The sequence below is a fragment of the Sporosarcina thermotolerans genome (assembly GCF_030067815.1).
Lineage (GTDB): Bacteria > Bacillota > Bacilli > Bacillales_A > Planococcaceae > Sporosarcina > Sporosarcina thermotolerans.
In genome coordinates this window covers 777494-803382 of the sequence record NZ_CP125968.1, presented here as the reverse complement: position 1 = coordinate 803382, position 25889 = coordinate 777494, and the positions used below count along the sequence as shown (strand labels likewise).

Sequence of the window (25889 nt, the reverse complement as noted above, 5' to 3'; positions counted from 1 at the left end):
CTTAATTCCCTCCTACATATTACCCATCTGTTTCCGAAGCGCTTCGCGTCCACGGTGTACACGGGTTTTTACAGTTCCTAATGGTAGTTCTAAAATATCACTTATATCCTGCAACGGCAATTCTTCCAAATAGCGTAATACGATGACTGTCCGGTATTTCTCGGGCAGTCTGCCGATTTCGTATTGGACACGTTCCTGGGCTTCCATACGCTCAACTTCTTCTTCAGGCAAATCGCCTGTTGCCGCAATCTGTGAATACATATTAAGTCCATCAGTCCCTGGTACAGTCGCATCCAGATAGTAATCAGGCTTCTTCTTTCGAATGCGGTCGATGCATAAGTTTGTGGCAATCCGGAACAACCATGTGGAAAACTTACGCTTCTGATCAAATGTATGTATATTCACATACGCACGTACAAAAGCTTCTTGGGCGATATCCTCCGCCTCCTGTGGATTGCCAAGCATTCGATAACAAACGTGATACAGCCGATGTTGAAATAACGAAACAATCTCGCCGAATGCATCCTGATTGCCTTTGATCACTTCATTTATTCGTTTATTGACCAATTCATCCAATGACTTTCATCCTCCGCTCTATGCGGCTGTTCCTTCTATACGCTTGAAGGGTTCAACAGGTTTCATTTTTTTATCGTTATTTTTATTTTACCAAAGATTGATAAACTTTTCCTTATCCTTTCAATAAAAAAACTGCTTGGAAATATCCAAGCAGTTTTTTTATAATAATTTTTCACCAAAAAGTGAGCCCATTAGGCCAACCGCCACATCAGCAGTTTTGTTCTTTTCATCGAGAATCGGATTAACTTCAACAAATTCCGCTGAAGTGATGACTCCTGAATCCTCAAGCATTTCCATCGCCAAATGGCTTTCCCGGTAACTGATCCCTCCAGGAACCGGAGTCCCAACCCCCGGTGTATACAGTGGATCCAAACCATCAAGATCTAATGACAGATGAACCCCATCCAAGTTTCTGCATTTCAAGTATTCAATAGCCTCTTTCATAACGGACGACATTCCATCACGATCGATTTCATGCATTGTATATACTTTAATGCCTCTTTTCTTGATTAATGCACGTTCTCCAGGATCAACTGATCGGGCACCGATAATAACAATGTTTTCCGGCTTCACTTTTTGTCCATCTGTGAAAATATTAACAAGTTTTTCATGACCAAGTCCCATGGATACCGCAAGTGGCATGCCGTGAATATTGCCCGACGGGGATGTCTCTGCAGTATTTAAATCCGCATGGGCATCGTACCAGATGACACCTAAGTTTTTATATTTCGAAGTTAAACCAGCTAATGTTCCTATAGCAATGCTGTGGTCACCGCCAAATACAAGCGGAAACCTACCATTCTCAATAACTCTTGATACTCGATTGGCAAGTTCACTTGTTGCCTGTACAACTTCTTCAAGGTTTTTCAAATTTGTTTCTTCACGATTTTTATTTTCAATAACGCTTACTTGGATATCACCTTCGTCTTGAAGACTATGTCCAATAGCTTCCAATCTTTTCATGGCTCCTGCGTAACGGATGGCACTCGGCCCCATATCCACACCTCTGCGGCTTTGTCCGTAGTCCAGTGGAACACCGATTATCGATATATCTAACTTTCTCAATTTTACCAACCCCCTTAAACTTATAATAAGTTGTTAAAGGGAATGGCTCACTCGACAAATTTACGGATATTTATTCATCTTTCTACTTTTGGAAACATATATACAATTTCATCGGGCGGTAGGGGTTTACTATACAAATAGCCTTGTCCTTCCCTGCAACCGAGTCGCCGAAGGATTCCTACTTGTTCAATAGTTTCTATTCCCTCCCCAATTACGTTCAGACCCGCCGTATCGGCCAATGTAACAATCGCTTTTACGATGGCTTGGCTGTTTTCATTCACATCGATATCTCGAATGAAAGACATGTCGATTTTCAATATATCCGCAGGTAATTCCTTAATGTAACTAAACGTACTATAACCTGTTCCAAAGTCATCTATAGCCACCACTATTCCTAAATCACGGATTTTTTGAATGGTATATCGCATTTCATCACGATCCGCGAAGGAGCTTTCTGTTAGTTCAATCTCAATCTGTTCAGGACCTACTCCCTCTTCCAACATAATTCTTTCAATCGTCTCTACGATTTCCGGATCCTCAAGTTGGACCGTTGACATATTTACTGCAATGGGAATTGACGCATAGCCCTGAAGTTTCCATAAGGCTGCCTGCTTACAGGCCTCCCGTAAAATCCACTCACCTAAAGGTAGAATGATTTTAGTTTCCTCCGCGAGAGGAATGAATTTATCGGGAGGAATACGGCCAAGATCAGGATGATTCCAACGAACCAACGCCTCAACTCCGGATAATTCTCCATACACTAAATTCATTTTCGGTTGATATTCAAGCGTGAAATATCCCATTTGAACACTTTTTCGTAATTCATTCTCCAAAAGGATTCGCTCCAACGTTTTAGCTGCGGTTCCCGGCTCAAACATTTGATAATCTCCGCCACCATGCTCCTTTACATAATGAAGTGCTTTTCCAGCATTCATAATTAGATCCGTTGGCGTTTTGGCATGCTTGGGGAAAAGTGCAATTCCGCAACTTGTGGAAATACTGAAAGATTCTTCATTAGACTGAATCGGCATTTCTAAGCGAGACTTTATTTCAGCAGTTAAGCGCTCTGCTTCCTCCTCATTTTTAACATCCTTTAATGTGAAGGAAAACTCATCACCTGAAATTCGACCGATAATATCCTCATCGCTAAGAATTGTTTTTAAACGATTTGCAATAACAGATAGAGCATAATCACCAATTTTATGTCCGAACGAATCATTAACATGTCGAAGACGGTCTATGTTCAAATAAACCAACCCTAATGTGGATTCTCTTTTTTTAGCAGACTCCAATACTGTATAAAGCTTTTCGCTGAATGCTTTGCGGTTCAACAGTGAGGTTAGCTGATCTTTAAAAGCCAATTCACGTATAAGTTGTTCAGATTCCTTCTGGATTGTAATATCGTGCATCGCTACCACAAGGTGATTAAAATACTCCCCTTTTTCCTTAATAAGATGCAAATTCACTTTCATCATTCTAACTGAACGATTGTTGTCTATAATGCGGAATTCAACCGTTGCCGTAGAGGAATATTTAGCCAAATGCAACGCTCTGTTTAATGCAGGATGATCCCCGTCCATCACAATCGTATTGAAATTGGTGTGTTGGAGTTTACTCAGGTCATACCCTAATAATGATTCATGGTTTGGGGACACATAACGGAAGTTGCCTTCAAGATCGATTACGGAAATAAAATCAGAGGCGTTTTCAGTTATTAACCGATACACTTCCGCATCTTTGAGTATCTTCTCTTTCAAGTTTTTTCGTTCCGTAATATCATATCGAATCGAGATGTAACGGTTTGGAATCCCCTTTTCGTTCAAAAAAGGTACAATTTTCGTATCGACCCAATAGAAGCTTCCGTCCTTTGCTCGATTCCGAATTTCACCATGCCATATATCCCCCGGCCGATTGTCGCCCACATGTCTTTAAAGAACTGTTTCGAATGAAGGCCTGAGTTGATCATCGAGTGGGTCGATCCTATCAATTCATGGGATTTATATTTGGACATTTTCACAAATAATTCATTAACATAAGTGATTTTCCCGGTACGGTCGGTGATGGCGACGATGGCTGATTTGTCCAAAGCGAATGCAATATCACCTAACATTTTCTCTACATCTTGCTTATTTCCAGCACCCGTCATTTTTTGCATCATTTCAATATAATCATGCATAGGATATTACTTTCCTCCAGTCTGAAAACCATAGATACAATACAAATTGAATTACGTATTTGCGTTAGGAAAATTCCTTTGCTGATATCTGACCAACTAAAAATACTTTCCATACAATAGTAAAGTTTTTAAGTTGATCAATAATCAAAAAACAAATTGTTAGGTATTGGTGCATAAATTCAAGCATTAACTTAAACTTTTGTATCCATTATTTTATAAGTGTTTCTATTATACAATACCTTTTATATTACCTGCCAATTTTGTAATTGAAAGTTGGATGTTTGAATTTTTTTTGAACTTGTAGGGGGTTTTGGAGAAATAAAAAAACCTTTCATTTATGGAAGGGTTTTGGTTTTGTGATGTATGTGGTTGTTGGGTGAATTGTTTTTAATAGGTTTTTATTGGTTTGGTAATTAAACCATTTGCTCTTTACGTCTTTGGTGTTACTCGCAGTTCAAAACCTTTTGCTCCTAATACCTTTCGGTATTACTCGCAAATCATTTTTTTCGTGTTGCGAAAAAAATGATTGGCTGGGTAGCTGGATTCGAACCAACGAATGACGGAGTCAAAGTCCGTTGCCTTACCGCTTGGCTATACCCCAACGTTAAAATCGTGATAAGCTGCTTCCCAGGTGTATGTATAAATGGTGGTGGGGGACGGATTCGAACCGCCGAACCCTGAGGGAGCGGATTTACAGTCCGCCGCGTTTAGCCACTTCGCTACCCCACCAGGTTAAAATTATGATAAGCTGCACATCTTTTTAAAAGGAACAAACATGGTGACCCCTACGGGATTCGAACCCGTGTTACCGCCGTGAAAGGGCGGTGTCTTAACCGCTTGACCAAGGGGCCGTTGATAATGGAAATGGTGTGTGCGAATCGCACAAATGTTATAGTAACAAATTTGAAATCAGTATGCAACCCTATTTCTGAATTTCTTTAAGATCACTGGAGCTTCCAACCGGATTCGAACCGGTGACCTCTTCCTTACCATGGAAGCACTCTACCTACTGAGCTATGGAAGCATAAAAATGGCTCCGCAGGTAGGACTCGAACCTACGACCGATCGGTTAACAGCCGATTGCTCTACCACTGAGCTACTGCGGAATCGTAATAGTATTTTTATATTCCAACGACAAAACATAGTATAGCTTAAAATCCAAAACGAATCAACTATTTTTCCAAACTATGCCTCAACGACTTTTTCATAGTAGCATGTTCCAATCATATTGGTCAAGCCTTTGTCATAAAGTAATTTATAGATTGCGTTTCAAAGGGGATGTGACTTGAGAACAAAATTAATACTACTCATTTTCGTTTGCACTGCCGCCGCCTTGATCTTTCCAGGCATACCTAACACTGATTCCCTAAAATCGGTATTCAGGTTGACGGACGAGCCGCATGAGGTCATCGTCAGAGGGATGTCAGGTTCTGCATTGACTATCAATATTTCCTTTGGCGATGAGGAAGTGGAGCAGTTGATTCGTGAATTGAAAGCTCCTTATCCTTTACTTCTTCTTGATATGGACTGGGCAGATCGCTTTCCAGAAATTGTAGAAATGATCAAGAAACGTAATATTCCGACCGGTCTGTTGGGACATGCGGGGTCGGAGTATGAACAAAACACTCCTCTTCTCATTGGGCAGTTGGAAAAATACGAGGAATTATTCGGTTCGAAACCATTATGGTTCAGGACTTCGGACGAGTTTTTCCCCACTCTTTACGCAATGCTCTTTGGGATACAGAAGTGAATGCGCTTGGTTCCACTGTACAATGGAGCAGGGGTGAACCGCCTCCCGTTTTGGAAGGTGAAATCATTTCAATACCGCATTTTCGTGAAGATCGCGTTACGTTGGCTGATTTAATTACGCTCAATGAAAGCCGCCAATATAAATCTTTGGAGGATGTTCTGTTTAATATGTCAATCAAGACGAAGAAAATACCTGATTAACCAAAAGCGTAGGGCGCCTGCTTAGGGGCGAAAGGCATAAGACGAAGATATGAAGTGGCGGTTTACGCACTAACTTCGACTTATGACCCGAGCTCTTGGCGCCCGAAGCTGGACGATCAAAAAAACAATGAATAAAAGCACAGTACCCCACGTCAGGGGTACTGTGCTTTTATTCATTTTGCTTTGGCCGTTTTCATACTTGCTTTTCTTGCTTTCTTTCGAGCATCAAGTTTTGCTTTATCTTCATCGGACTGGCGATTGTATTTAGGCAACATAAGAATCTGATAGGCATTTACTGCAAGAAGTGGGAATAATAAAATTGTTACCCACGAATCGATGTTTCCTGAACGTACCATCAACGCTGGCAGCCACTCAAGGGTCGTAATAACAATCATGAAAAACAATGCTGAAATAAGAGTGTGCTTTTTTTGTCCATTTTGCTTTGAAATAAGCAGTTACAATGGAAACTGCAAGCAATGAAACTAACAATGTTATATACAAAAGAGTGCGCCCTGTATTACCCTCTGTCAGCTGGAATCTGAAAAATATTAGGTCAAAAAGTACGACTGCAATGATCAATAACTGTACCCAATTCCATAATGTCAATGATTTAAACAAATTGACACCGAATTGATGCACCGTCAAGTAAGCAAAGAAGCCCATTTGAGCAACGACACTCATCGTAAACCCAAGAAAAATCATCCAAATAAAGGCACCAAGAAACTCCAAATACTCCCCGTTTGACAAATATTGCGAGAAAAACTCCCAACGAACTATCAACCCGATGATAGCCGTGACAAGTCCTCCGATTATCAATGCATTAAAAAAGAATTTTATCCAATTTCGTATGGTCACGATATAGTTCCCCGTTTTTCAATTGCTTATTATAGTGTATCAACGTTTTGTTGAAAAATCTATTTAGTTGAGCATCAGATGCATATTCTCTCCTATTTTGTGAACAATAAATGAAAACGCAATCGGAAGGGAAATTGATTCCATGAAGAAAAAATGGGTTCATTTACTTGTACTTGCCATACTCTTGTCGGGATGTAGCATGCAGCAACAAACTCCGAATTACGATGAGATGAAAAAAATGATGACGGATGCATTGCAGACAGAGGATGGGAAAAAAGCTATTCGGAAAATGCTTGGTGAAGCAGAATTCCGTGAGCTACTTGTATTAGAACAGCCGGAAGTGAAGAAGTCGATTGAGGATACATTATTATCGAATAAAGGTCAGGAATTTTGGAAGCATGCTTTTGAAGATCCGAAGTTTTCAGAGGCACTTGCTAAAAGTATGAAAGATCAACAACAAGATATTATGAAAAAGTTAATAAATGACTCATCTTTTCAAAATGAGATGGTGGAGTTTTTTGGACAACCAGATATGCAAAAGCAACTTGAGACGATCTTGCAATCGGCCGGTATGAAAAAACAAATGGAGAAATCAATTGAAGAGACGATTAACAGTCCTTTATTAAAAGCAAAGTGGCAGGAATTAATATTGAAAGCCGGCGAAGTGGCTCCTACTGGGAAATCAGGCGGACAATCTGGTGGCGGGCAAGGCGGTGGCGGTGGCAGTGGAGGTGGAGGTGGAGGTGGAGAAAGCGGAGGCGGAGGCAAATGACCTCCATCTCCGCTTTTATTTTTGTGTTTTATCTATAATCACTTGAGCAATTTTCGCATAGGTTTTTCCAATTGGATGATCTTGAGCATAGACAGAAGGTGCGAAATCCGTTTCACTCCAGTCTGGTTGACCAAGAGGGATTTGCCCTAATAGTTCAGTACGCAATTCTTCAGCAAGACGTGTTCCTCCACCTTGACCGAAAACGTATTCCTTCTCTTCAGTTACTTTCGACTCGAACCAAGCCATATTTTCGATGACTCCAAGGATCGAATGATCAGTCTGAAGCGCCATTGCCCCAGCACGCGCGGCTACGAAAGCAGCTGTAGGGTGTGGAGTCGTAACGACAACTTCTTTTGATGAAGGAATCATTTGATGGATATCAAGTGCGACATCTCCCGTGCCAGGTGGCAAGTCAAGTATCAAATAATCAAGCGGGCCCCAATCTACATCACGGAAAAATTGGTCAAGCACTTTCCCTAACATCGGTCCACGCCATACTACAGGCGCATTGTCTTCCACAAAGAATCCCATCGATATTACTTTTACTCCAAAACGCTCAACCGGAATAATCCTATTTTCTTTTACGACAGGCAACTCAGTGATCCCCATCATATCCGGCACACTAAAGCCGTAAATATCTGCGTCAATCAAACCAACCTTTTTACCAAGACGGGCAAGTGATACTGCTAAATTGACGGAAACGGTGGATTTACCAACCCCACCCTTCCCTGATGCAATGGATATGAATTCAATATTATTTAATGGTGAGAGTAAATCCTGTGCTTCCGATTCATTTGCTGTTCCACGGAATTTTTCAAGTGCAGCTGGTGGCAGCTGTTCAAATCGGATACCAACCGATTCAGCGCCTGCAGCTTTGATGACTTCAACCACTTTCATTTGTAAATTCATTTGCTCCGCCGTGTTGACTTTGGCGATGGCCAATTTTACACTGACATGCTTCTTCTCCGGTTTAACCGATACGCTGATAATCCCATCAGTTTCCGCAAGTGTTCTATGTAAAAACGGATCCTTTAACTCGCCTACAACGTCACGGACAATTTGTTCATTTATCAATTTGGCCACTCCTTAGAGGTTTATTCGATCACCTCTAAGTATACCATAGTGAATCCCACACAAAGTCAGTAATCGCCCTCAATTTTCTTCAGAGAGGTAAAATTGGACGATTCCCTCAATAATGGCATCTGCCACCTTCGACTGGTAAGCCGGATCTGTTAAAAGCGCCCGCTCTTCGGGATTGGAAATAAATCCAGTTTCAATGAGAACAGAAGGCATCGGAACCTTTTTCAGCAAATATACACCTTTTATGGACAGTGCTTCACGATCCGTATTCTTTAGCGTATTACGGAAAGAGCTTTGAATTGACTTAGCTAGTAATTCCCCACCAGGGTGTCCTTCAGCATGGTAAAACACTTGAGAGCCTCTCCATTTTTCTTGAGGAATTGCATTGACATGTACACTAAGGAACATATCGGGATTCCTCAATGGCTATGCTCTCCCGCAACTTTAAATCTGCAAGCTTTCGTTGCCGGATTGTTCCAAACTTTTCACCTGGTGCGTGTTCCGCAATTGCATCGCCTTCCTTTTCACGTGTCATCACAACCATTGCACCCTTCTTTTCAAGCTTCTTTTTCAAGTCATGTGCAATTTTCAAGGTAATGTCCCTTTCAATCACATCCCCGAAAGAAGCTCCTCCATCCAATCCACCATGTCCCGGGTCAATAACGATCTTAACCCCACCTAACTGCTCGGGCATGAAAAACCCACGGTCCGAAGCCTTCACTCCATAAATTACTACTAGAAGAGAGGTCGCAAATAATAATCCGACGATCAGCCATCGCTTCAAATTCCACACCGCCTTTTCCACACTATACGCAGAAATGGGCCAAGATATGATTAGATATGGCTGCTTGTATTTTCTTATGGATAAGCCGTGCCAATTTGAAAAAAGGAGGCCGCAGTGGCCCCCCTCGTTTCAAATAGTTATTTAACTTCTCCGTGCCAATCCAGCATGCCGCCAACCATGTTTGTAACGTCATATCCTTGGTCTTCTAAAAATTCACATGCCCGGCCACTACGTCCACTGGATCGACAAATCATAATATACGATTTAGCTTGATCGATTTCATCCAGACGTCCTAACAACTCACCAAGCGGGATATGAATAGCTCCCGGAATCATTCCTTGTGCTACTTCATCATCTTCACGCACGTCGATCATGTGAAGAACCGCTCCAGTTTTTAGTTGTTCTTGTAATTCTTCTGTCGTTATTTCTTTCATGTCAGATCCTCCTTGTATACACCCCCATCTTAAATAAGTGCGATGTGTATAGTCCAGTACTTTGAATCAGGGTTAGATAAACATCCCCACAATAGCCGCACTTAACAGATTGGCGAGCGTTCCACCGATGATTGCACGTAATCCCATTTCGGAAATATCCTTTCTTCTCGACGGGGCCATTCCACCTAAACCTCCGACGAGCATGGCCAACGCTGAGAGATTGGCAAAGCCACATAGCGCAAAAGTGATCATAGCAACGCTTTTAGGTGAGAGGTTGACTATTTCCGGCGCAAAAGATGTGTAGGCAATGAATTCGTTCAGTACAAATTTTTGGCCTATAAATGAACCGGCTTGTAATGCTTCATCCCACGGAACTCCAATGAGGAAGGCGAGTGGGAAGAAAAGATAACCTAATATCTGTTCGATCGTTAATGAACCATACCCAAAAAGTCCGCCAATCGCTCCGATAATCACATTAGCTAAAAAGATTAGGGATATAAATGCAAGTAACAGTGCACCTACACCGACTGCTATTTTTAATCCATCCATCGCCCCGCGAGATGCTGCATCAATAATGTTTTTAGATTCCTCATCTTTGACCATCCGAACATTTTCAGCTGTGTTCAATGTTTCAGTTTGAGGGACAATGATTTTCGCAAATAATAATCCTGCAGGTGCACCCATGAAAGCTGCAGCTAATAAATAATCAATAGGAACACCTAACAAAGCATAACCGCCTAACACTGCACCCGATACGCAGGCCATCCCCCCTACCATTACTGCAAACAACTCTGATTTAGTCATTTTTTCGATATAAGGTTTTACAACTAACGGGGCTTCTGTTGGTCCAAGAAAGATATTGGCAGCCGCCGACATTGATTCGGTTTCACTTGTCTTTAGGGCTTTTGCCAAAAGTCCGCCGACAATTCTCGTCGCAAACTGCATAATCCCTAAATAATAGAGTACCCCTATTAAGGAAGCAAAGAAAATGATAATCGGTAACACTTGAAACGCGAAGGTGAAACCCACACCCTCAACCCCCAACACGCCGCCAAACAAGAACTGAATTCCAGCGTTGGATGAGTCAATCACTTTTTGGACGACCCCTGAAATAAATTCCAAAATTGTCCTTCCGAACTCCCATTTCAACACTGCAAAACCAAAAATAATTTGTATCGCCAATGCTCCGAAAACCGTTCTTGGGTTGATGGATTTTCGCGCTGTTGACAGGCACCATGCAATCGCTAATATCCCAATGATGCCAAAAATCCCCCAGATGTATTGCATAGTATCTCCCCTAACATATTTGAACTGATATCGATTAGTCTCCCGCTATTGGTGGAAGGATATTCGTTTTATCAATGAAATAAATAAAAAACCCCTTCCCGAATACTCGGGAAGAGGCTGTAAACATTGGTAAAACTAATATTAACGTTTTGAGAATTGTGGTGCACGACGAGCGCCTTTAAGACCGTATTTTTTACGTTCTTTCATGCGTGAGTCACGTGTTAGCAATCCTGCTGATTTCAATACGCCGCGGAAGTCAGGGTCTACAGTAAGTAGAGCGCGAGCTACGCCGTGACGGATAGCGCCTGCTTGTCCTGTGTAACCGCCACCGTGGACGTTTACATGGATGTCATAGCTGCCAAGTGTTTCAGTCGCTACAAGTGGTTGTTTGATTACTTCGCGAAGTGTTTCGAATGGTACGTAGTCTTCTACGTCACGGTTGTTGACGACAATTTTGCCTTCGCCAGGAACGAGACGTACACGAGCTACTGAGCTTTTACGACGGCCAGTGCCGATATATTGTACTTGTGCCAAAGGTGTTTCCTCCTCTTAATTATCCACGAAGCTCGTATGCTTCTGGTTTTTGTGCCGTATGTGGATGTTCCGCTCCAGCATAGACATGAAGTTTTTTGATTGTTTGACGACCAAGTGGGCCTTTTGGAAGCATCCCTTTAATCGCAAGTTCCAACATTTTAGTTGGATAGTTCGTACGCATTTCAAGCGCAGTACGTTGTTTCATATTACCAGTATAGCCAGAGTGGCGATAGTAGATTTTATCTTTTAATTTATTCCCAGACAATTGGATTTTCTCAGCGTTGATGATGATCACGTGATCACCAGTGTCAACGTGTGGTGTGAACGTAGGTTTGTTTTTGCCGCGCAAAATCGCTGCAACTTCAGAAGCAAGACGACCAAGCGTCTGTCCTTCAGCGTCGACAACGAGCCATTTACGCTCTACTTCGTGACCTTTAGCCATGAATGTTGTACGCATTTATGTTTCCTCCTAAAAATATCAATCTGTTCCGTTGTTTTCTCTATCCCTAAACACAAATAAACTTTCCGGGGCTTATTGTGGGGTTATTGAAATACCATTAATCATCTTATATCGAATACGCTCAGAAGTCAAGCACTTTCTAAGAAAACGCCAGGAAAAGTTGGCTCAGCCCTCATACGTCACGTTCATCAGGTACAAACCGTGTGCTGGCGCTGTTTTGCCTACCTTTTTACGATCCTTAGCCTCGATCATTTCTTTCATGTCTGATGGCTCGTTCCAACCAATGCCTACAGCGAAAAGCATGCCTGCAATCGTCCGTACCATATTGTATAGAAAACCATCGCCTTCAATCGTCATGATTAGCTCTTCGCCTTGCTCAACAACTGTTAGTTCACGTACGGTCCGTACTTTACTTGAAGTTGCTGTTTTCGAAGAGCAAAAGCTTGTGAAATCATGCGTCCCTATGAAATACGTGGCAGCCTCACGCATCCGTTCAATATCCGGACGCCACTTCCCAAGGTGAACTACATAATTCCTTTCAAAAGGACTTTGTATCTCACTTCTTGACCATTTGTACATGTATGTCTTTCCCGTCGCAGAATAGCGCGCATGGAATTCATCATCCACAAATTCAACGTCAACAACTCTTACATCCTTCGGCAATAAAACATTCAACGCCATCCGCCAACGGTCAGGAAACAGATTTAACGGCGTGTCAAAATGGATCACTTGTCCAAAGGCATGTACACCGGCGTCCGTCCGTCCACTTGCTACCGAATAGATCGATTTGTCCTTGTGAAGCTTAACAAGCGCTTTATCGATAACAGATTGCACGGTCCGCATATTCGGCTGAGATTGGTATCCCGCAAAATCCGTGCCATCATAAGCGACTGTGGCCTTTACCCGTTTCATTCAGCTACCTCCTCTCAACCAAACGAGAGCGGCTACCAAAATGATAAAAACGATGATAACCAATGTATCGCGTCCTTGCCAATTCAACTGGCGATACCTCGTCCTTCCTTCTCCACCGCGATATCCCCGCACTTCCATCGCGATTGCAAGATCCTCCGCCCTTTTGAACGCGCTCACAAATAAGGGAACAAGAAGCGGCACAACAGCTCGGATTCTCTCCTTTATCGTCCCACTCGTTAAATCGGATCCTCGCGCTAGCTGCGCCTTCAATATTTTATCCGTTTCATCCATCAAAGTAGGAATGAAGCGCAATGAAATCGACATCATCAACGCTAATTCATGGACCGGCAATTTAATGCGCTTTAAGGGATTCAATAATGTCTCCATCCCATCCGTGATTGAAATAGGTGAAGTCGTCAATGTTAACACAGTCGTCATAAGAACGAGTACAAGGAAACGGATTGAAATGAAAATCCCTTGCCGAACCCCTTCTTCATGTATTTTCAAAAACTTCAAATCTACAAGCACTGCACCTTCCTTCGTGAAGATAAAGTGCATGAGAAATGTAAAAACAATTAAGAAGAGGATCGGCTTTAGTCCGTTTAATATAAAGTATAATCTAATCCGGGAAATGAAAATAACGAACAATGTAAATGTAAGAATGAGTGCATAGGTAAATGTATTATTCGCTAAAAAGACCGCAATGATGAATAGAAAAACGAAAAGGAGTTTAGACCTTGGATCCAATTTATGAATGAATGAGTCTCCTGGCACATATCGCCCAAAATCATTTTCTCCAACATTATTGCTCACCATCCTTCAAGGCGGCGGCAATTCCAGAAGCGAGTTGCTCCTCGGTTAACGCCAACTTGCCTAACGGCTTTCCCGTCAGCTTCTCAAAGTCGCGCTGGAACGCCACAGAACGCGGCAGGCCAAGACGGAAGGTCTTTAACCGTTCAGCATCACTAAACACCTCTGTGGGTGTTCCAGCCATCACTGAACGCCCTTCATGCATGACAAGTATGTGATCCGCATACTTGGCCGCATCTTCCATACTATGCGTGACAAGTATGGTAGTCAAACCCTCTTCTTCATGTAGTCTATTGAACAATTCCATGATTTCTTTCCGTCCACGCGGGTCAAGTCCTGCAGTTGGTTCATCTAAGATTAATATGGATGGTTTAAAAGCAAGGACTCCTGCAATCGCCACCCGGCGCATTTGCCCACCAGATAAATCAAAAGGTGATTTTTCTGCAACGTCTTCTGGCAATCCAAGTAATTTGATCAGCTCATGAGCACGGCGCCTTGCCTCTTCGGCAGGAACTCCGAAATTCATCGGACCAAACATTATATCTTCTCCACAGTTTCCTCAAACAGTTGATGCTCCGGAAATTGGAAGACAATGCCGACGCGTTTGCGTATTTCTTTCAATTCTTTAGCTTTTGTGCCGGCAGTTATGTTGACGTCCCCAACGCGTACCGTTCCCTCGGTAGGTTTCAGAAGACCATTTAAATGAAGAAGCAATGTCGATTTACCAGACCCAGTATGACCAATGACCGCTGTATAGGAGCCCGATTTAATAGTGGCATTCACTTCATGCAACGCCCTTTTTTCAAATGGTGTCCCTGATGCATATGAATATCCTACTTGTTGCAGTGAAATGTCCATAGTTCATTCACCAACTCTTTTTCCGTCGTATGTTGACCTTGTATTGCAATACCTTCCTCACGGAGTAATCTTGATAGTCTTGATGCGAAAGGCAAGTCCAACCCAATCGCCTCAAGTTGCTCGTCATGAGAAAATATTTCTTCAGGCTTTCCGCTCATCATCATCTTCCCATCATTCATGACGATGACCTTGTCAGCCAACAGCACCTCTTCAAGATCATGTGTAATCGAAATAACAGTGAGTCCGGTTGTTTGTTTTAATTCATCAACGACTTTAATCACTTCATCTCGACCTTGTGGATCAAGCATAGAAGTCGCCTCATCTAAAATCAGAAGCTTGGGACGCATTGCAAGTGCACCTGCAATAGCCACCCGCTGTTTTTGTCCCCCGAGAGGTGGTGGGGTTCATGATCCAGAAATTCTTCCATGTTCACTTGAGCAAGCGAATCATGGACCCTTGGCACCATCTGTTCAAACGGAACACCGTTATTCTCGAGTGCGAATGCCACGTCGTCCTGAACAGTCGAACCTACGAATTGGTTATCCGGATTTTGAAAAACCATGCCAATCCGGGAACGGATATCCCATAGGTTTTCAGTGTTCAGTTCTTCGAGGAAAACACTAAGCTTACCAGCTTCGGGGAATAAAAGACCTATCATCAATTTAGCCAATGTTGATTTACCCGACCCATTATGACCAACAATCGCAATCCATTCCCCTTCCCAAACGGTGAAACACACATCATCAACCGCCTTACGGGACTCACCTTCAACAGATTCGTATGTATAGGAAACATGATCCAATGATAAAATTTCTTTCACATCTTTCACCTCCGGTTTCCTTCGATTATGTATAAAAAACAAGAATACTACAACAATTTCTGAGTATAAATAAAAAAAGCGCGCACCTCATCCGAAGAATGCGCTTTTATCTATTCTGATGCCGGGTGCTCAATCCGGATCAGCGGATGAGATGCGTAGAGCTAGACCGATCGGCTATACCGTCGATCGTAACACTCAGCTTTTAATATTTGTCGTATAAATCATTTAGATAAGAAAAGGGTGTGGCTGTGCGTATGCCAGACACACCCTTTTGTTGTTACATTCCAGCTCCGGGCGCCAAACGCTCGGGTCATAAGCCATCTTGGCTGTGCAGCAAAAAATGCCGCTTCGCCAATCCGTCTTATGCCTGTCGCGTTTAGGCAGGCGCCCTACGCATTATTAAACTAACTCGATTACAACAACAGGTGCTCCGTCTCCGCGACGAGGTCCCATTTTCATGATACGAGTATAACCGCCTTGGCGATCTGCGTAACGTGGTGCAACGTTATCGAAAAGCTTTTGAATTGCAAAGATTTCCTTCTCATTACCTTCTTCATCAGCAGTTGTTACCAACTCGCGACGAATGAATTGTGCTGCTTGACGACGTGCATGCAAGTCACCGCGTTTACCAAGAGTAATCATTTTTTCAACGACTGAACGTAATTCTTTCGCACGCGCTTCTGTTGTTTGAATGCGCTCATGCACGATTAGGTCTGTAGCCAAGTCGCGAAGCATTGCTTTACGTTGTGAACTTGTGCGTCCAAGTTTTCTGTAACCCATAGAAGTTTCCCTCCTTCAATCTAGTTGTTTAATCTTCCGAGCGCAACTCAAGGTTCAACTCGTCCAATTTCGCCTTCACTTCTTCAAGTGATTTACGGCCTAGGTTGCGCACTTTCATCATTTCGTCTTCGGACTTGTTCGCAAGTTCGAGTACAGTATTGATGCCTGCGCGTTTTAGGCAATTATAAGATCTCACTGATAGATCCAATTCTTCGATAGTCATCTCAAGAACTTTCTCTTTTTGATCTTCTTCTTTTTCTACCATAATTTCAGCAGTTTGTGCCTCGTCAGTCATGCCAACGAAAATGTTCAGATGCTCCGTCAGGATTTTTGCTCCAAGCGAAACAGCTTCTTTCGGACCGATACTGCCATCTGTCCAAATATCAAACGTCAACTTATCAAAGTTAGTACTTTGACCTACGCGAGTATTCTCGACTTGGAAATTGACGCGTGAAACTGGAGTGTAAATAGAGTCGATCGGAATAACACCAATCGCAAGATCCTCACGTTTGTTCTGATCAGAAGGTGCATATCCTCTACCACGGACAGCGTACATACGCATACGTAGATGACCGTTTTTACCAAGTGTTGCAATTTGAAGTTCCGGGTTCAATACTTCGACATCACTATCATGAGTAATATCCGCAGCAGTGACTGTGCCTTCACCCTTCACATCTATTTCAATCACTTTCTCATCATCTGAATAGATTTTGAGAGCAAGTTTCTTCACATTCAAAATAATTGTTGCAACGTCTTCAACGACACCTTCAATTGTAGAGAATTCATGAAGAACCCCGTCGATCTGGATAGATGTCACGGCAGCTCCTGGCAATGAGGAAAGAAGAATGCGGCGCAAGGAATTCCCTAAAGTATTTCCATATCCACGCTCCAACGGTTCGATAATAAACTTTCCGAACTTGGAATCTTCACTGATCATAACTGTTTCAATCTTCGGCTTCTCAATCTCGATCATGCATTTACCCTCCTTCAAAACGTCTAGGATATAGGCCGTTCCATATTGAAATCGATTATCAAAAAGATATATAAAACAATCACACAATTCATTTTTACCAAAAATTGTGCTTTTCAATCAATTGGAGAACAAACCATTATACACGGCGGCGTTTTGGTGGGCGGCATCCGTTATGTGGAACCGGAGTTACGTCTCTGATTGCAGTTACTTCAAGACCTGCAGCTTGTAGTGAACGAATTGCAGCTTCACGACCAGCACCTGGTCCTTTTACAGTAACTTCCAAAGACTTCAAGCCGTGCTCCATAGCTGTTTTAGCAGCTGTTTCAGCAGCCATTTGTGCAGCAAACGGAGTTGATTTACGAGAACCTCTGAATCCTAGTGCACCAGCACTTGACCATGAAAGTGCATTCCCATGACTATCAGTGATCGTTACGATTGTATTGTTGAACGTCGAACGGATATGTGCAATACCAGTTTCAATATTCTTTTTTACACGACGTTTACGAGTTTGTTGTTTACGTGCCATGTCTACAGAAAACCTCCTTTACCTATTATTTCTTTTTGTTAGCTACAGTCCGTTTAGGACCTTTACGTGTACGTGCGTTGTTTTTCGTGTTTTGACCACGAACCGGTAAACCACGACGGTGACGGATGCCTCGGTTGCTTCCGATTTCCATCAAACGTTTGATGTTAAGGGAAGTTTCACGACGAAGGTCCCCTTCAACTTTCAAACCGTCCATTTGCTCACGGATTTTATCAAGTTCTGCATCAGTAAGATCGCGAACACGAGTTTCTTCAGAAACACCAGCGTTAGCAAGAACCTTTTGTGCAGTTGTTTTTCCAATTCCAAAAATGTATGTCAATGAAATGACTACGCGCTTATCGCGCGGTACGTCTACACCAGCAATACGTGCCATATAGATAGTGCACCTCCCTTTGTATTAGCCTTGTCTTTGTTTATGTTTTGGATTTTCACAGATTACCATTACTCGGCCGCGTCTGCGAATAACTTTACATTTTTCACAGATCGGTTTTACAGATGGCCTTACTTTCATCTTACCCAACCTCCTTCAATATTCCGGAGTTGCAAAAGTTATTATTTGAAACGGTATGTGATACGACCGCGTGTTAAATCATAAGGTGAGAGTTCCATCGTCACTTTGTCACCAGGCAGGATACGGATAAAGTGCATGCGGATCTTGCCTGAAACATGTGCAAGAATCGTATGACCATTTTCCAACTCTACCTTGAACATTGCGTTCGGCAACGTTTCGACTACGGTACCTTCAACTTCAATTACGTCGTCCTTCGCCATCAATCCTGTCTCCCTTCTATATCCAATAAAGGTTTTAACCATCGAGCGGCAGCAGTCGCCTTCAAAGCTTCCTTCAACATATGTCCGGATTGCATGAGTGATGTTCGAAAGACGTCTGTCACACTTCGTTTCCCGTAAGTCAGTCCCCGACTTTTGTTGTGGAAAATCGTATTGGAATAGACACAAACGACGGATTTGCCGTTGGTTCTATCCATACTGGCTACACAGTTTCGGACACCAAATACATTATACCCACTGAAGTTGGCATGTGCATTAATGACGACCCGAAACAGTGCCACTTGTGGATTATCACCAGTTCCTATACCGGGCACCATATGCTTTTGCAGCTCGTTAATTATACGCTCTTTCCGTGCAATAAGAGAAGTCTGCCCGCAATATGGCGTGCATGAATTGCGTCCGGAAAGGATCACTGAGCACTTTCTTGTAAGATAGCGTCCAGATCTTTGAAAACATCAATGATGTCTTTTTGTCCATCTATGTTCGTCAGCACGCCTTTGTTGTCGTAAAACGCCAAGAGCGGTGCTGTTTGATTCATATTTACTTCCAGACGGTTCGTGACAGTTTCCGGATTGTCATCCGCTCGCTGATAAAGTTCCCCGCCATCCTTATCACAGATGCCCTCAACCTTTGGTGGGTTGAACTGCAAATGGTAGGATGTGCCGCATACTTTGCAAATTCTGCGACCGGTCAATCTTGCAATAAGTTCATCTTTTTCTACTTTAATGTTAAGAACATGTTCAATTTTCCTATCCATCTCCAAAAGCAATGCATCGAGTGCTTCTGCTTGAGGAACTGTACGAGGAAAACCATCAAGTAGGAATCCGTTATCGCAATCGGATTTGCTTAAACGTTCACGAACAATGCCAATTGTAACCTCATCAGGAACAAGTGCACCCTGATCCATGAACGATTTTGCTTTGACTCCAAGTTCCGTGCCTTCCGAAATCGCAGCACGGAACATATCGCCTGTAGAAATATGAGGGATTTCGTACTTTTCGACAATTTTATCTGCTTGTGTGCCTTTACCAGCACCCGGCAGACCCATTAATACGATATTCATACGTCTTGCCCTCCATCCTTACTCATAATAGAGGTTGCCCGCCTATTATGAATATTATTTCATAAACCCTTTGTAATGCCTTTTCACAAGTTGTGATTCAAGTTGTTTCATTGTTTCAAGGGCAACCCCTACGACGATGAGCAAGCTTGTTCCGCCAATTTGAAGCGACTGTGGAAGATTCGCTAAATTGATGAAGAAAATCGGCATGATTGCAACGACAGCAAGGAAAATCGAGCCGACGAATGTCAATCTATACAAAGTGCTTGTTAAATATTTTTGTGTATTTTGTCCTGGACGAATGCCCGGGATATAGGCGCCCTGCTTTTTCAGATTATCTGCCATATTCTCTGGATTCACCTGGATGAAAGCATAGAAATATGTGAAAGCAAGGATCAATGCTACATAAAGAATCATTCCAACCGGTTCATTATAATCGAACGTTCTTGTAATGAAATTTGTCACACTGTTTTCGCCGAAGAATGTAGCTATTTGCTGAGGAGTGATGAAAAACGCCACAGCAAAGATTACCGGAATTACCCCTGCAGCATTCAATTTCAATGGCAAGTGAGTTTGTTGTCCAGCCGTTGTTTGACCACGGCCAGTCGTACGTTTTGCATACTGAATTGGTATTTTACGGAGTGCTTCTTGTACATAAACAACCCCAACAATGACTGCAACAATGACAATCAATAATAATACCATCGTAGCAATTCGAATGAACAAAGCGTCACCCGCATCTTGAATTTGTGATGCATACAATTGGTTTACTGCGTTTGGAATAGCTGAAACGATACCTGCGAAGATGATAATGGAAATACCATTCCCAACTCCTTTTGCAGTAATCTGCTCACCAAGCCAAAGCAGGAATGATGTACCGGCTGTCAAGACAATCGCAATTACCACGTATGTGGAGATTCCTTCGTCTTTTATCAAAGTACCGCCAAACATTTGGTTAAACCCGAATGACATGGCAATCGCTTGGATAAATGCTAGGATAACTGTGAAATATCTTGTGAATTGTGCAAGCTTCCGCTTCCAACGTCCCCTTGCTTAGACCACTCACTGAATTTCGGAACGACATCCATCTGCAATAATTGCACAATAATGGAAGCGGTGATGTAAGGCATGATCCCCATCGCGAAGATGGAGAACTGCTGTAACGCTCCACCGCCAAATGTGTTAAGTAATCCAATGAATTGGTTGTTTGTTTGTTGCAAAGCAGTTGCATCAACGTTCGGGACAGGAATGAATGCTCCCAGTCTGAATACGATGAGCACCAATAGTGTGAAAATGATTTTAGACCTGATATCTCTAACGCGCATAAAGTTGGAGATTGTCTGAAACATTAAATCACCTCAGTTTGCCCGCCCGCTTTCTCGATGGCTTCCTTAGCAGAAGCAGAGAATTTATGAGCTTTGACAGTAATCTTTTTCTCAAGAGTCCCATTTCCAAGAATCTTAATTCCTGATTTTTCATTGCTCACGATTCCAGTTTCAATTAGCAATTCAGGCGTAACTTCGGTACCTTCGTCAAAACGATTAAGTACGTCTAAATTCACGATTGCATATTCTTTACGATTAATATTCGTAAATCCACGCTTCGGAAGTCTTTGGAATAGTGGAATTTGACCACCTTCAAATCCAAGACGAACGCCACCGCCCGAACGAGCGTTTTGTCCTTTATGACCTTTACCGGAAGTTTTACCTGTACCGGAACCGATTCCACGACCAATGCGTTTACGTGCTTTACGTGCGCCTTCAGCTGGCTTCATATCGTGTAATTTCATTTTATCGGCACCTCCTTATTTCGAAAATGTGCATTATTGTTCTTTAACAGTGACTAAGTGGCTTACTTTGTTGATCATGCCACGAATCGCTACATTGTCTTGATGTTCAACCGTCTGATTTAACTTACGCAGACCGAGAGCTTCAACTGTTTTACGTTGTGCCGGCTTCGCGCCGATTACACTTTTCGTAAGGGTGATTTCAAGTTTGTTTGCCATTGTGTTTCCCCCTTAACCTAACAGTTCTTCAACGGATTTGCCGCGCAATCTAGGAACTTCGTCAGCGCGTTTCAAATTCTTTAACCCTTCAATTGTTGCACGTACCATGTTAATCGGTGTGCTTGATCCTAAGGATTTTGAAAGGATATCCGTGATTCCTGCAAGTTCAAGTACCGCACGTACCGGTCCACCAGCGATAACTCCTGTACCAGGTGCTGCTGGTTTGATGAGGATTTGCCCTGCACCAAAACGTCCAATAATTTCGTGCGGAGTCGTTCCTTTAACCATTGGCACTTCGATTAAGTTCTTCTTCGCATCTTCAATAGCTTTACGGATTGCATCCGGAACTTCCTGTGCTTTACCAGTTCCGAAGCCAACGCGTCCGTTTTTATCGCCGACAACGACAAGTGCTGTAAAGCGGAAACGACGTCCACCTTTAACAACTTTCGCTACACGGTTGATCGTAACTACGCGTTCTTCGAATTCACTTCTATTTTGATCATTACGACGCATGAAATATGTCCCTCCTTCTTAATTAAAATTCCAGTCCATTTTCGCGTGCTGCGTCCGCAAGAGCTTTCACACGGCCGTGGAATAGGTATCCGCCACGGTCGAAAACAACCGATTTGACATCTTTTTCAACGGCTTTCTTCGCGATCAACTCGCCGACTTTAGCTGCTGCTTCGGCATTCGCCTTAGAGTCCAATTCGAACCCTTTATCCATAGTGGAAGCACTAGCAATCGTTACGCCGTTTAAATCATCGATTAGTTGTGCGTAGATATGTTTGTTTGAACGATATACATTCAAGCGTGGACGCGCTGCGGATCCGCTGATTTTCGTACGCACACGTGCGTGACGCTTTTTACGGACAGCGTTCTTATCTTGTTTCGTGATCATCGTGGTCACTCCTTCCGAATGCCTTTACGCGGCATTATTTACCTGTTTTTCCTTCTTTACGACGGATAATTTCGCCTTCGTACTTAATACCTTTACCTTTGTACGGTTCAGGTGGGCGTACTTTACGGATATTCGACGCAAGTGCACCAACACGTTCTTTGTTGATACCGCGAACGATGATTTTCGTGTTAGCAGGAACTTCTACTTCAATTCCTTCTTCCGGTGTGAACTCAACCGGATGAGAGTATCCAACGTTCAATACTAGTTTAGTACCTTGAAGTTGAGCACGGTACCCAACCCCAACTAATTCTAGTGTGCGTTCGAATCCTTTAGAAACACCTGTTACCATGTTATCCAATAGAGAACGTGTAGTTCCGTGGATTGAACGGTGTTGTTTCGATTCAGTTGGGCGAGTCAAAGTGATGACATTGCCTTCTTGTTCGATTTTAATATCAGTATTAAATGTATTTGTAAGTTCGCCTTTTGGACCTTTAACAGTAACGAAGTTGTTTTCAGAAACAGTTACAGTCACGTTTTCAGGTACCTCGATTGGGCGTTTACCAATTCGGGACATCCTATTGCACCTCCATTCAATTGTTACAGATTACCAAACGTAAGCTACTACTTCTCCGCCTACTTGTTTTGCACGTGCTTCCTTATCAGTAAGGAGACCGTTTGACGTGGATACGAGGGCGATACCAAGGCCATTCAAAACTTTAGGTACTTCGTTCGTTTTTGCATAAACGCGAAGACCAGGTTTTGAGATACGCTTAAGACCAGTGATAACACGCTCATTATTTTGACCATATTTAAGGAAAATGCGGATAATGCCTTGTTTGCTATCTTCCACAAATTCAACATCGCGAACGAAACCTTCACGCTTTAGGATTTCAGCGATTTCTTTTTTCATGTTTGAAGCAGGTACCTCAAGCTTCTCGTGGCGAACCATGTTCGCGTTACGGATGCGTGTAAGCATGTCTGCAATCGGATCACTCATTGTCATTACATTAACCTCCTTCCCAAGTTAGGGGATTACCAGCTTGCTTTTTTAACGCCAGGAATTTGTCCCTTATATGCGAGTTCTCGGAAACAAATACGGCAAAGTTTGAATTTGCGATATACGGAGTGCGGACGCCCACAGCGCTCGCAACGTGTATACTCTTGAACTTTGAACTTTGGCGTACGTTTCTGTTTAACGATCATTGACTTCTTAGCCACGTTTTCGCCTCCCTTTAGTTTACTTTTGGAACGGCATGCCGAACTGCGTTAATAACTCACGTGCTTCTTCATCGGAGTTAGCAGTCGTAACGATGACGATATCCATTCCTCGTACTTTAGATACTTTATCGTAGTCAATTTCAGGGAAAATAATCTGTTCCTTCACACCTAATGTGTAGTTTCCACGACCGTCGAATGCTTTCTTCGAAACACCTCGGAAGTCACGAACACGTGGAAGTGAAATTGAGATCAGCTTGTCCAGGAATTCATACATACGCTCACCACGTAGTGTTACTTTTGCTCCAATCGGCATTCCTTCACGAAGACGGAATCCAGCGATTGATTTCTTCGCTTTTGTAACAACTGGCTTTTGACCGGAAATAGTAGCAAGATCTTCTACTGCCGCGTCAAGCGCTTTAGAGTTTTGAACAGCATCACCAACACCCATATTGATGACGATTTTATCTACTTTTGGTACTTGCATTACTGAAGTATATTCAAACTTGCTCATAAGAGCAGGTGTGATTTCTTTTGAAAACTTATCTTTTAATCGGCTCATCAGTTGGACCTCCTTTCATCCATTACTCATTTATCCAGTGCTTCACCGGATTTTTTTGCAATACGAACCTTTTTGCCATCTTCGATTTTATAACCTACGCGAGTTGGCTCGCCTGTTTTAGGATCGATTAGCATGACGTTGGATACATGAATAGCTGCTTCTTGGCTGATAATTCCGCCTTGAGGATTAACTTGGTTCGGTTTCGTATGTTTCTTTACGATGTTAACACCTTCTACAAGCACACGATCCTTCTTAGGGAAAGCAGCTAAGATAACTCCGGTCTTACCTTTGTCTTTTCCGGTGATGACCATAACTTTATCGCCTTTTTTAACGTGCATTTTATCGCACCTCCTTGATTGGCACTGTCATGTGATTAAAGAACTTCTGGAGCGAGTGAAATAATTTTCATAAAGTTGCTGTCGCGAAGTTCGCGTGCAACTGGTCCGAAAATACGAGTTCCACGTGGGCTCTTGTCATCACGGATGATAACACATGCGTTTTCGTCGAACGTAATGTAGGAGCCATCTTTACGGCGCACTCCGCTCTTCGTACGAACGATAACAGCCTTAACGACGTCACCTTTCTTGACAACGCCACCAGGTGTTGCTTTTTTTCACTGTTACAACAACGACGTCACCGATATTTGCAGTTTTACGACCTGTTCCACCAAGTACTTTAATTGTTAGAACTTCACGTGCACCTGAGTTATCGGCAACTTTCATACGGCTTTCTTGTTGAATCATTGAGGCTACCTCCTCTCGGAATTTACTTTCCGAACGATATTAGATGATGACCGCTTTTTCGATTACTTCGATGAGGCGGAAACGTTTTGTTGCTGATAGTGGACGAGTTTCCATTATACGTACAACATCGCCGATTTTCGCTTCATTTAGTTCGTCATGGGCCTTGAATTTCTTAGAATACTTTACACGTTTGCCGTATAAAGAGTGCTTTTTATGTGTCTCTACCATTACGGTAACCGTTTTATCCATTTTGTCGGATACAACACGGCCTGTATATACTTTGCGCTGGTTACGCTCAGTCATGGCTGCAACCTCCTTCATCAGTTATTTGCACTGATCTCTCTTTGACGTATTACAGTTTTCATGCGCGCAATCGATTTGCGAACTTCACGGATGCGTGCAGTGTTTTCTAATTGTCCTGTCGCTAATTGGAAGCGAAGGTTGAAAAGCTCTTCTTTCAGTGATTTCACTTTTTGCTCGATTTCTGCAGTTGTTAAGTCACGGATTTCATTAGCTTTCATTAGACTCACCACCAATTTCTTCACGTTTTACAAACTTGCTCTTTACAGGCAGTTTGTGAGATGCGAGGCGAAGTGCTTCACGTGCAACTTCTTCTGACACACCTGCGATTTCAAACATTACACGACCTGGTTTTACTACTGCTACCCAGCCTTCTACAGCACCTTTACCGGAACCCATCCGGACTTCAAGAGGCTTTTTCGTATATGACTTATGTGGGAAGATATTGATCCAAACTTTACCGCCACGTTTCATGTAACGTGTCATTGCGATACGAGCAGATTCGATTTGGCGGTTTGTAATCCAAGCTGATTCAGTTGATTGTAAACCGAATTGACCAAACTGTACAGATGCTCCGCCTTTTGTAGTTCCGCGCATTTTACCACGGAATACACGACGATATTTAACGCGTTTAGGCATTAACATAA

Annotated in this window: 35 protein-coding genes, 5 tRNA genes and 6 pseudogenes; 3 read left to right on the top strand and 43 right to left on the bottom strand. The window is 42.7% G+C overall.

What is annotated here, in order from left to right; genetic code table 11:
* Positions 1 to 12: 12 nt before the first annotated feature.
* The 9 genes from sigW to QNH10_RS04510 form a co-directional block, all read right to left on the bottom strand.
* Entirely contained in the window at positions 13 to 576 is a 564-nt protein-coding gene (sigW, locus tag QNH10_RS04550; protein ID WP_283733675.1) for an RNA polymerase sigma factor SigW, read from the bottom strand.
* 159 nt (positions 577 to 735) lie between these two features.
* Positions 736 to 1641, bottom strand: coding sequence for an arginase (gene rocF / locus QNH10_RS04545; RefSeq protein WP_283733674.1), 906 nt, complete (start codon positions 1639 to 1641; stop codon positions 736 to 738).
* A 74-nt stretch (positions 1642 to 1715) separates the two neighbouring features.
* Positions 1716 to 3563, bottom strand: a complete 1848-nt coding sequence (locus QNH10_RS04540) for an EAL domain-containing protein (RefSeq protein WP_347177986.1) — start codon at positions 3561 to 3563, stop codon at positions 1716 to 1718.
* Complete coding sequence (locus QNH10_RS04535; RefSeq protein ID WP_283733672.1) at positions 3461 to 3817, bottom strand: PAS domain-containing protein; 357 nt, start codon at positions 3815 to 3817, stop codon at positions 3461 to 3463. The genes QNH10_RS04540 and QNH10_RS04535 overlap by 103 nt, the downstream gene beginning before the upstream one ends.
* A 527-nt stretch (positions 3818 to 4344) precedes the next feature.
* Positions 4345 to 4418 (bottom strand) — tRNA-Gln (locus QNH10_RS04530).
* A gap of 43 nt (positions 4419 to 4461) precedes the next feature.
* Positions 4462 to 4546 (bottom strand) — tRNA-Tyr (locus QNH10_RS04525).
* Between the two features lie 47 nt (positions 4547 to 4593).
* A tRNA-Glu gene (locus QNH10_RS04520) sits at positions 4594 to 4668 on the bottom strand.
* A gap of 97 nt (positions 4669 to 4765) precedes the next feature.
* Positions 4766 to 4841: transfer RNA gene (locus QNH10_RS04515), tRNA-Thr, on the bottom strand.
* A 7-nt stretch (positions 4842 to 4848) separates the two neighbouring features.
* Positions 4849 to 4923, bottom strand: a tRNA-Asn gene (locus QNH10_RS04510).
* Between the two features lie 179 nt (positions 4924 to 5102).
* Here QNH10_RS04510 and QNH10_RS04505 point away from each other — a divergent pair.
* Positions 5103 to 5567: a polysaccharide deacetylase family protein gene (locus tag QNH10_RS04505; RefSeq protein WP_283733671.1), complete on the top strand. Its 465-nt coding sequence runs from the start codon at positions 5103 to 5105 to the stop codon at positions 5565 to 5567.
* Positions 5564 to 5767: a hypothetical protein gene (locus QNH10_RS04500; RefSeq protein WP_283733670.1), complete on the top strand. Its 204-nt coding sequence runs from the start codon at positions 5564 to 5566 to the stop codon at positions 5765 to 5767. The genes QNH10_RS04505 and QNH10_RS04500 overlap by 4 nt, the downstream gene beginning before the upstream one ends.
* 173 nt (positions 5768 to 5940) lie before the next feature.
* Here QNH10_RS04500 and QNH10_RS04495 read toward each other — a convergent pair.
* Positions 5941 to 6622 (bottom strand): annotated as a pseudogene (locus tag QNH10_RS04495) (KinB-signaling pathway activation protein).
* Positions 6623 to 6764: 142 nt separating this feature from the next.
* Between QNH10_RS04495 and gerD the strand changes: the two are divergent.
* The gene (gerD, locus tag QNH10_RS04490; protein ID WP_283733669.1) at positions 6765 to 7394 is read left to right on the top strand and encodes a spore germination lipoprotein GerD; all 630 of its coding nucleotides are present in this window, start codon (positions 6765 to 6767) and stop codon (positions 7392 to 7394) included.
* A 15-nt stretch (positions 7395 to 7409) separates the two neighbouring features.
* Here gerD and QNH10_RS04485 read toward each other — a convergent pair whose 3' ends face one another.
* From QNH10_RS04485 to rplP, 33 genes and pseudogenes are all read right to left on the bottom strand, one after another.
* Positions 7410 to 8468 carry an Mrp/NBP35 family ATP-binding protein gene (locus tag QNH10_RS04485; RefSeq protein WP_283733668.1) on the bottom strand — a complete coding sequence of 353 codons (1059 nt, stop codon included), beginning with the start codon at positions 8466 to 8468 and terminating at the stop codon, positions 7410 to 7412.
* 78 nt (positions 8469 to 8546) lie between these two features.
* Complete coding sequence (locus QNH10_RS20440) at positions 8547 to 8882, bottom strand: N-acetylmuramoyl-L-alanine amidase family protein (RefSeq protein WP_347177985.1); 336 nt, start codon at positions 8880 to 8882, stop codon at positions 8547 to 8549.
* Positions 8872 to 9258 carry an N-acetylmuramoyl-L-alanine amidase gene (locus tag QNH10_RS20435; RefSeq protein ID WP_347177984.1) on the bottom strand — a complete coding sequence of 129 codons (387 nt, stop codon included), beginning with the start codon at positions 9256 to 9258 and terminating at the stop codon, positions 8872 to 8874. Before QNH10_RS20435 ends, QNH10_RS20440 begins: the two co-directional genes overlap by 11 nt.
* A gap of 137 nt (positions 9259 to 9395) precedes the next feature.
* Positions 9396 to 9692, bottom strand: a complete 297-nt coding sequence (locus QNH10_RS04475) for a rhodanese-like domain-containing protein (RefSeq protein ID WP_283733667.1) — start codon at positions 9690 to 9692, stop codon at positions 9396 to 9398.
* 72 nt (positions 9693 to 9764) lie between these two features.
* Positions 9765 to 10979, bottom strand: coding sequence for a NupC/NupG family nucleoside CNT transporter (locus QNH10_RS04470; protein WP_283733666.1), 1215 nt, complete (start codon positions 10977 to 10979; stop codon positions 9765 to 9767).
* Positions 10980 to 11120: 141 nt separating this feature from the next.
* Complete coding sequence (rpsI, locus tag QNH10_RS04465) at positions 11121 to 11513, bottom strand: 30S ribosomal protein S9 (RefSeq protein WP_283733665.1); 393 nt, start codon at positions 11511 to 11513, stop codon at positions 11121 to 11123.
* Positions 11514 to 11532: 19 nt separating this feature from the next.
* Positions 11533 to 11970, bottom strand: a complete 438-nt coding sequence (gene rplM / locus QNH10_RS04460) for a 50S ribosomal protein L13 (protein ID WP_283733664.1) — start codon at positions 11968 to 11970, stop codon at positions 11533 to 11535.
* Positions 11971 to 12138: 168 nt separating this feature from the next.
* Positions 12139 to 12885, bottom strand: a complete 747-nt coding sequence (truA, locus tag QNH10_RS04455) for a tRNA pseudouridine(38-40) synthase TruA (RefSeq protein WP_283733663.1) — start codon at positions 12883 to 12885, stop codon at positions 12139 to 12141.
* Positions 12886 to 13688: pseudogene (locus tag QNH10_RS04450) on the bottom strand (energy-coupling factor transporter transmembrane component T family protein).
* Positions 13688 to 14553, bottom strand: a pseudogene (locus QNH10_RS04445) (energy-coupling factor ABC transporter ATP-binding protein). Before QNH10_RS04445 ends, QNH10_RS04450 begins: the two co-directional pseudogenes overlap by 1 nt.
* Positions 14529 to 15373 (bottom strand): annotated as a pseudogene (locus QNH10_RS04440) (energy-coupling factor ABC transporter ATP-binding protein). Before QNH10_RS04440 ends, QNH10_RS04445 begins: the two co-directional pseudogenes overlap by 25 nt.
* A gap of 399 nt (positions 15374 to 15772) precedes the next feature.
* Positions 15773 to 16153 (bottom strand): 50S ribosomal protein L17, encoded by a 381-nt coding sequence (rplQ, locus tag QNH10_RS04435; RefSeq protein WP_283733661.1) that lies wholly within the window; start codon positions 16151 to 16153, stop codon positions 15773 to 15775.
* A 28-nt stretch (positions 16154 to 16181) separates the two neighbouring features.
* The gene (locus tag QNH10_RS04430; protein WP_147057420.1) at positions 16182 to 17126 is read right to left on the bottom strand and encodes a DNA-directed RNA polymerase subunit alpha; all 945 of its coding nucleotides are present in this window, start codon (positions 17124 to 17126) and stop codon (positions 16182 to 16184) included.
* A 136-nt stretch (positions 17127 to 17262) separates the two neighbouring features.
* The gene (gene rpsK, locus QNH10_RS04425; RefSeq protein ID WP_009499031.1) at positions 17263 to 17652 is read right to left on the bottom strand and encodes a 30S ribosomal protein S11; all 390 of its coding nucleotides are present in this window, start codon (positions 17650 to 17652) and stop codon (positions 17263 to 17265) included.
* Positions 17653 to 17677: 25 nt separating this feature from the next.
* Positions 17678 to 18043, bottom strand: coding sequence for a 30S ribosomal protein S13 (gene rpsM / locus QNH10_RS04420; protein ID WP_283733660.1), 366 nt, complete (start codon positions 18041 to 18043; stop codon positions 17678 to 17680).
* A 24-nt stretch (positions 18044 to 18067) separates the two neighbouring features.
* Positions 18068 to 18181 (bottom strand): 50S ribosomal protein L36, encoded by a 114-nt coding sequence (gene rpmJ / locus QNH10_RS04415; protein WP_076758849.1) that lies wholly within the window; start codon positions 18179 to 18181, stop codon positions 18068 to 18070.
* Positions 18182 to 18222: 41 nt separating this feature from the next.
* Positions 18223 to 18441 (bottom strand): translation initiation factor IF-1, encoded by a 219-nt coding sequence (gene infA, locus QNH10_RS04410; RefSeq protein ID WP_060203457.1) that lies wholly within the window; start codon positions 18439 to 18441, stop codon positions 18223 to 18225.
* On the bottom strand, positions 18441 to 18776 hold the full coding sequence (locus tag QNH10_RS04405; protein WP_283733659.1) for a hypothetical protein: 336 nt from the start codon (positions 18774 to 18776) through the stop codon (positions 18441 to 18443). The genes infA and QNH10_RS04405 overlap by 1 nt, the downstream gene beginning before the upstream one ends.
* A 92-nt stretch (positions 18777 to 18868) precedes the next feature.
* The gene (locus tag QNH10_RS04400; protein ID WP_283733658.1) at positions 18869 to 19522 is read right to left on the bottom strand and encodes an adenylate kinase; all 654 of its coding nucleotides are present in this window, start codon (positions 19520 to 19522) and stop codon (positions 18869 to 18871) included.
* A 54-nt stretch (positions 19523 to 19576) separates the two neighbouring features.
* A pseudogene (secY, locus tag QNH10_RS04395) lies at positions 19577 to 20868 on the bottom strand (preprotein translocase subunit SecY).
* The gene (gene rplO / locus QNH10_RS04390) at positions 20868 to 21308 is read right to left on the bottom strand and encodes a 50S ribosomal protein L15 (RefSeq protein WP_283733657.1); all 441 of its coding nucleotides are present in this window, start codon (positions 21306 to 21308) and stop codon (positions 20868 to 20870) included. Before rplO ends, secY begins: the two are co-directional and overlap by 1 nt.
* Before the next feature lie 33 nt (positions 21309 to 21341).
* Complete coding sequence (gene rpmD, locus QNH10_RS04385) at positions 21342 to 21524, bottom strand: 50S ribosomal protein L30 (RefSeq protein WP_060203446.1); 183 nt, start codon at positions 21522 to 21524, stop codon at positions 21342 to 21344.
* A gap of 12 nt (positions 21525 to 21536) precedes the next feature.
* Positions 21537 to 22037: a 30S ribosomal protein S5 gene (gene rpsE, locus QNH10_RS04380; protein ID WP_283733656.1), complete on the bottom strand. Its 501-nt coding sequence runs from the start codon at positions 22035 to 22037 to the stop codon at positions 21537 to 21539.
* A gap of 22 nt (positions 22038 to 22059) precedes the next feature.
* Positions 22060 to 22422 carry a 50S ribosomal protein L18 gene (rplR, locus tag QNH10_RS04375; protein ID WP_283733655.1) on the bottom strand — a complete coding sequence of 121 codons (363 nt, stop codon included), beginning with the start codon at positions 22420 to 22422 and terminating at the stop codon, positions 22060 to 22062.
* Between the two features lie 34 nt (positions 22423 to 22456).
* Positions 22457 to 22996, bottom strand: a complete 540-nt coding sequence (gene rplF, locus QNH10_RS04370) for a 50S ribosomal protein L6 (protein WP_283733654.1) — start codon at positions 22994 to 22996, stop codon at positions 22457 to 22459.
* A gap of 30 nt (positions 22997 to 23026) precedes the next feature.
* Positions 23027 to 23425 carry a 30S ribosomal protein S8 gene (gene rpsH, locus QNH10_RS04365; protein WP_283733653.1) on the bottom strand — a complete coding sequence of 133 codons (399 nt, stop codon included), beginning with the start codon at positions 23423 to 23425 and terminating at the stop codon, positions 23027 to 23029.
* A 29-nt stretch (positions 23426 to 23454) separates the two neighbouring features.
* Positions 23455 to 23640, bottom strand: a complete 186-nt coding sequence (gene rpsN / locus QNH10_RS04360) for a 30S ribosomal protein S14 (protein ID WP_066366377.1) — start codon at positions 23638 to 23640, stop codon at positions 23455 to 23457.
* A gap of 19 nt (positions 23641 to 23659) precedes the next feature.
* Entirely contained in the window at positions 23660 to 24199 is a 540-nt protein-coding gene (gene rplE, locus QNH10_RS04355; protein ID WP_283733652.1) for a 50S ribosomal protein L5, read from the bottom strand.
* Positions 24200 to 24225: 26 nt separating this feature from the next.
* Positions 24226 to 24537 (bottom strand): 50S ribosomal protein L24, encoded by a 312-nt coding sequence (rplX, locus tag QNH10_RS04350; RefSeq protein ID WP_283733651.1) that lies wholly within the window; start codon positions 24535 to 24537, stop codon positions 24226 to 24228.
* 35 nt (positions 24538 to 24572) lie between these two features.
* Positions 24573 to 24942: pseudogene (rplN, locus tag QNH10_RS04345) on the bottom strand (50S ribosomal protein L14).
* Between the two features lie 39 nt (positions 24943 to 24981).
* Positions 24982 to 25245, bottom strand: coding sequence for a 30S ribosomal protein S17 (gene rpsQ, locus QNH10_RS04340; RefSeq protein WP_283733650.1), 264 nt, complete (start codon positions 25243 to 25245; stop codon positions 24982 to 24984).
* A 17-nt stretch (positions 25246 to 25262) separates the two neighbouring features.
* Complete coding sequence (gene rpmC / locus QNH10_RS04335; RefSeq protein WP_025783856.1) at positions 25263 to 25463, bottom strand: 50S ribosomal protein L29; 201 nt, start codon at positions 25461 to 25463, stop codon at positions 25263 to 25265.
* Entirely contained in the window at positions 25453 to 25887 is a 435-nt protein-coding gene (rplP, locus tag QNH10_RS04330; RefSeq protein WP_283733649.1) for a 50S ribosomal protein L16, read from the bottom strand. The genes rpmC and rplP overlap by 11 nt, the downstream gene beginning before the upstream one ends.
* Positions 25888 to 25889 lie beyond the last annotated feature (2 nt).